The sequence below is a fragment of the Leptolyngbya sp. FACHB-36 genome (genome assembly GCF_014695955.1).
Taxonomy (GTDB): domain Bacteria; phylum Cyanobacteriota; class Cyanobacteriia; order Leptolyngbyales; family Leptolyngbyaceae; genus FACHB-36.
Genome location: NZ_JACJPG010000418.1, coordinates 1 through 5,648 on the forward strand (window position 1 = coordinate 1; position 5,648 = coordinate 5,648).

A 5,648-nucleotide genomic window follows, 5' to 3' on the forward strand; every position below is an offset into this window, starting at 1 on the left:
GTTGCGACGATCGCCACGCCGCCCCATTGCCAAATGGGTCCTCGCTGGTTGATCTGAATCATGTGCCTCTAGTAGTCACCCACTTCTTTGTCTGCGCTGGACGTGACAAACAGTCAGGATGGTTTCGCTGGATCTTTTGCTGGATCTACCGTTGGACAGTGTTGCAACCAGAACGTGAGAACAGATTTGCCTCAGTTCTGAGTTGTTATGTCGCCCCTGCAAGACTGTGACAGCATCGGGACCATTGAAGTGCCCTAGGTTGCTGGGACACGATCAACTTCAAACCTTTGGGACTGCTTAACTCTCAGCACCATATGGGTCAGCGATTTTAGACGTGCCATCCAGCTTTCCTTCAAAAAATTCTTAAAATAACTTAAACTTTTATTAAGAAAGTCGTTTAAGGAAGTGCCATGACAACCCAGCAAGGATTCGGGAAGCCCAAATCGCAGCCCAAAGCCTCGAAGCGATCGATGGAACGCGTCGAAGCGGTGAAACAGTACGAGAAGATGAAAGCGAGCGGCATTCCCGACTTCGAGGTGTACATCCGCATCCAGGACAACAAGACGTGGTATCCAGTGGGGTCGCTGGCAGTAAAACGCTCTGACCAGATTCACCAGGCAATTTTTGATAGCCAGGAGCAGCTATTGCAGGGAGCGTTCCGGCTGTTCCCAATTCTGCGAAAGCATCAGAGCCAGTTAGAGTACGGCTATCGACTAAAAGAGTTCAAAGACGATCCAATACAAGTTGCTGTGAAGCCTGCGGCAAAGAGCACGGGTGGGCTGGGCGCGATCGCCTCTCGCGTCTCTTCGCTATTCAAGCGAGGCTGAGCTTGTAGCGCTACAGGCTGGGCTTTCAGGAACAAAGAGCGAACTTCACCGCCGCTGTTTGCTGAATAGCAGCCGATAGCACACCGACAACACAAAGGACTGGAGCGATTCGCTCCAGTCCTTTCATTGTTCAAGCCGGCATTGTTCAAACCAGCATCGTTCAAACCAGCATTGTTCAAGCCAGCTTAATATTCCGGTACGGAGGGATCAACCTCGCGGCTCCAGGCAGTGATGCCACCTTTGACGTTGATGCCGTTGATCCCCGCCTCTTTCAGGATGCCAAGGGCTTTTGCCGATCGTCCGCCCATCTTACAGTGCGCGACTAGCTTGTGCCCGTTGAGCAATTCCTTCACTTTCGCGACGCCACTGCCGCTCTCAATATCGGGCAGCGGCACCAGCACCGAGCCGGGAATCTTGGCGATGTCGTACTCGTGGGGATTGCGGACATCCAGCAGTACATAATCATCTGCGCCGCTGTCGAGGAGCTGCTTCAGCTCCTTCACAGTCATTTCTTGTATCTCCGCTTGGGCAGCAGCTTCAGCAGCTTTTGCCTGAGGAATCCCACAGAACATTTCGTAGTCGATCAGCTTCTCGATTACGGGGCGCACTGGGTTCGGTCGCAGCTTTAGCTCCCGGAACTTCATTTCCAGCGCGTTATACAGCAGCAGTCGCCCACTCAAGGTTGTACCCGTTCCCAGGATAATCTTGATCGTCTCGGTCGCTTGAATCGTACCGATAATGCCGCACAGAACGCCCAGAACGCCGCCTTCTGCACAGGACGGTACCAGTCCTGGTGGTGGGGGTTCTGGATACAGATCGCGGTAGTTGGGACCGCCTTCGTAGTTGAATACGGTGGCTTGTCCCTCGAAGCGGAAAATTGAGCCGTATACGTTCGGCTTGTTCAGCAGCACGCAGGTGTCGTTGACCAGGTAGCGAGTGGGGAAGTTATCCGTGCCATCCACCACGACATCGTAAGGCTCTGCAATTTGTAGCGCGTTTTCGGAACTCAGACGAGTCTCGTACAAATCCACCTGGCAGTGGGGATTAATTTCGAGAATGCGGCTCTTTGCCGATTCAATTTTGGGTCGATCGACCCACGACGTTCCATGGATAATTTGCCGATGCAGATTGGAGCTGTCTACCACGTCAAAATCGACGATACCAATCCGCCCAATTCCAGCGGCTGCTAAATACAGCAGCAGCGGAGACCCCAATCCACCCGTGCCGATGCATAAGACACTGGCGGCTTTGAGCCGCTTTTGCCCGTCCAGTCCTACCTCTGGCAGAATGACGTGGCGAGAGTAGCGGGCGTAGTCGTCTTTGGTTAACTGAATTTCATCCAGATTGGGATTTAGCATAGTTTGGAGGTGCGGTAGGACAGATTCATTGGGATCAGGGCTAGGACCTCATCGAGTCAACAATCAGAAGCGGTTCTAGCTGGAAGTGGTGCCGATCGTCGAGCAGCCAGCTCTGGCAGATGATGGCGCTTCCGTGCTCTACAGAGACAATCAGATAGGAGTACTGCTGCCAGGCAAAGCGTTGATCGCACTCTGAGGGGACGGCTGGATGATCGGGATGGGAGTGATAGACACCGATGATAGCCAGGTCGCGACTCCGAGCATAGCGCATCGCTGCTAGCATTTCCCTGGGCGAAATCCAGTAGCGGTGGGATTTCTCTAAGGAAGCATCCGTCAACTCCTCGGCAACTTGGGAATCCCACGCGTTGTCGGTTGCCCACAGCTCCATTAAGCGTGAGCAGTCAGCATCCGGTTTACCCAGCAGTAAGCCGCAGCACTCATCGGGATAGGTGAGTTCCGCGTGGGTTTTAATTGCCTGTAGCTGCTCTGAGCTAAGTTGCAGGGTCACGATTACTGATTCAATCGTCGGCTAAGACTTTTTATTTTAAGACAGGATGGCGATCGTAGGAAATTAAGCGACCGTTAAGCGTAGGGCAAGGTCTTTTGACGATGGTCGCCAGCAACACCTCGCATTGCAACAGTGAACGTGGGGCTGTTCTGTAGCCTGAAGCAACCGATCGTCCCAGATGCTTTTCTTAGCTTGGATGTTGAGATGCCCGAAGACGCGAGCTTAAGTGCGTGCTGAAAGAATAGATCGACAACATGTCTTTGAGATCGCGTCCTTGAGTGCTTTAAGTTGAGCAGATGGAACGAGCCTGTATAGAACACGCCCGATCTCCTTTGGGGCGGTTTAAATTTGTGCCATACCGCCATCGACAAACAGCTCGATGCCGTTCACAAAGCTGCTGTCATCTGAAGCGAGAAAGACAACGGCTTTGGCAATCTCATCGGGCGTGCCGACCCGCCCCAAGGGGATATTGACAGCTTGGCTATCCACAAATTCCTGCTTCTGCTCATCGTTTAGCCCCAAGTGATCGTAGCCAGGAGTCGGAACCACGCCAGGACTAATGGCGTTAACCCGGATCTTGCGCTCCTTAAGGTCGAGTATCCAATTTCGGGCAAACGATCGCACAGCAGCTTTAGTTGCACTATAAACACTGAAGGCTGGAGTTCCTTTTATAGAAGTAATCGAGGCATTCAGGATGATGGAAGCACCCTCTGGCAACAGCGGCAGTGCCTTCTGCACCGTGAACAGCAAACCTTTGACGTTCGTGTTGAACGTTTTGTCAAAGTGTTCTTCGGTGATTTCTCCAAGTGGGGCGATTTCTCCACTGCCCGCATTGGCGAAGACCACATCAAGGTGTCCTTGCTCTTGCTTGATCGTAGCGAACAGGCGATCGAGGTCTGCCAGATTGGAAACGTCGCTTTGAACACCTGTGACATTTTTGCCGATCGCTTCTACTGCGGCATCCAGTTCAGTTTGGCGACGACCCGTGATGAAAACATAGGCACCTTCAGCGACAAAGTGCTTAGCAGTGGCAAGACCGATGCCGCTGTTGCCACCGGTGACAAGAGCAACTTTTCCGTCTAGTTTTTTCATGATGAGTCCTGTAATTGTTAAGGTTGAAAGAGCTAATTGCAATGGATCCTTGAAAATTGGAGTTGTCCCGCTCGCCTTAATTCGCACTAAGACTTAACTGGCAGCAAGTTCCGATCACAAAATTTCGGTCGTCTAGGTCTTCGATATGTGGTGTCTCACACGGTAGGAATCGTTTCAAGTGTATCGGGCTTTGAGTGGGCGGTCGTGATTACCGTTGCGATAGCTTGTCTCAAACGGTTGACGATCGCTTCGCCCATACCATTGGTTCCATCTGCCACCAGCACTCTTTTGTCTGATAACTCATTTGATTGAAAAGAAATTTTTTACATATTGAGAGCCTCAAAGTAATTAACTGGCGGTAATTGTTAGGCGATATATCTGAGTTATGCTTTGACGCCAAAGCGAGTTCGCATGAAGGCAATATATTCGTCCTCCAAGGTTTCCCGTCGCGCCTTCACCATCGGCTTAATGTCCTCCGTTGCCACGTAGCGCAAACGATCCGTGCCATCGGTTGCTGCCTGGTAAATTACCTTTGCAACGTCCTCCTCTGTGGCTTGACGCACGTCGCGGAGACTCTCAAAGACAGCGTTAGTATGTGCGACGAAGCGATCGTAGCCAGATATCCTGGCATTCTCTACAGCCTCAGCGCCCGTACGCTGCCCAAACTTTGTGTTCGCTATGCCACCAGGCTGGATAAGCTTCACGACAATGTTCTGCGAAGCCAGTTCGTAGGAGAGTGCTTCGGTGAAACCTTCGAGCGCAAATTTGCTAGCGCAATATAGCGAAAGCATTGGCAGTGTGAATATGCCAGCTCCCGAACTTATATTGAGGATCAAGCCACCTTTGTTCTGCCGGAAATGCGGCAAAATTGCGCGTGTAACATCCATGACTCCAAAGACGTTGATATTGAATTGCTCTGCTACCTTTTCGGGTGGCGTTGCCTCAAACAACCCAAAGAGTCCAAAGCCAGCATTATTGATCACAGCGTCGATCTGTTCAAATCGAGCGATCGCAGCCTCGATTGCGGTGGCAATGCTTGCCCGATCTTGCACATCTAACCGCGTGACAAGCACGTTGGGGAGATGGACAAGTTCTTGTTCTTTCTCCGGTCGCCGCATTGTAGCCACAACATTCCAGCCTTTGTGGGCAAAAAAGCGTGCAGTGGCTTTGCCCAGCCCAGAGGAGGTTCCCGTAATCAAAATGGTTTTTATCACATATCACCGCCTATTGAGATAAAAGCAGGCTGGCTTGATTACGAACGTGAGTGGTCATAAAGCGACGGATATGGTCTGCGATCGCCTCCCCATCTTCTTCCAGCGCAAAGTGTCCAGTATCGAGTAAATGGAATTCAATGTCTTTCAGGTCGCCCTGGTAGGGATAAGCACCTTCGACAGGGAAGATGGCGTCGTTCTTACCCCAAACAACCAGAGTCGGGGGTTGATATTGGCGGAAATACTCCTGCCATTGTGGATAGAGCGGTGGATTCGTCCGATAGTCATAAAACAGCGCCATTTGAATCTCAGCATTTCCAGGGCGGTTAAGGAAGAGTTGATCCATGTTCCAGGTGTCAGGGCTGATCGCCTCCGGATTGCGAGCGCCGTTTGTGTATTGCCATTTCGTTCCTTCCAGGTTGAGAAAGTCTCTGAGCGGTTTAGCATTCTCAGAAGACGGATCGTTCCAGTATGCCTTCATCGGTGCCGTAAACTCCCGCAGTCCTTCTTCGTAGGCATTGCCGTTCTGCACAATTAATCCCTGCACTCGCTCTGGATGTTTTGTCGCAATTCGGTAGCCAACGGGTGCACCATAATCCATCACATAAAGGCTGTATTTCTTGAGATCGATCGCGGCAATAAATTTCTCCAC

General features: G+C 51.5%; 6 protein-coding genes. 1 reads left to right on the top strand and 5 read right to left on the bottom strand.

All coding sequences use genetic code 11. The features are described 5' to 3' along the window. The first annotated feature begins 410 nt into the window (after positions 1–410). Positions 411–827, top strand: coding sequence for an HHL1-like protein (locus tag H6F43_RS11745; RefSeq protein WP_190342947.1), 417 nt, complete (start codon positions 411–413; stop codon positions 825–827). A gap of 185 nt (positions 828–1,012) precedes the next feature. Here the strand turns inward: H6F43_RS11745 and moeB are convergent, their stop codons facing one another. The 5 genes from moeB to H6F43_RS11770 form a co-directional block, all read right to left on the bottom strand. Then, entirely contained in the window at positions 1,013–2,185 is a 1,173-nt protein-coding gene (gene moeB, locus H6F43_RS11750; protein ID WP_190342948.1) for a molybdopterin-synthase adenylyltransferase MoeB, read from the bottom strand. A 40-nt stretch (positions 2,186–2,225) separates the two neighbouring features. Then, entirely contained in the window at positions 2,226–2,693 is a 468-nt protein-coding gene (locus H6F43_RS11755) for a Mov34/MPN/PAD-1 family protein (protein WP_190342949.1), read from the bottom strand. A gap of 342 nt (positions 2,694–3,035) precedes the next feature. Continuing rightward, positions 3,036–3,785: a glucose 1-dehydrogenase gene (locus H6F43_RS11760; RefSeq protein ID WP_190342950.1), complete on the bottom strand. Its 750-nt coding sequence runs from the start codon at positions 3,783–3,785 to the stop codon at positions 3,036–3,038. 383 nt (positions 3,786–4,168) lie between these two features. Further along, entirely contained in the window at positions 4,169–4,999 is an 831-nt protein-coding gene (locus tag H6F43_RS11765; protein ID WP_190342951.1) for an SDR family NAD(P)-dependent oxidoreductase, read from the bottom strand. A gap of 10 nt (positions 5,000–5,009) precedes the next feature. Next, a partial coding sequence (locus tag H6F43_RS11770) for an alpha/beta hydrolase (RefSeq protein WP_190342952.1) occupies positions 5,010–5,648 on the bottom strand: 639 nt, incomplete at its 5' end.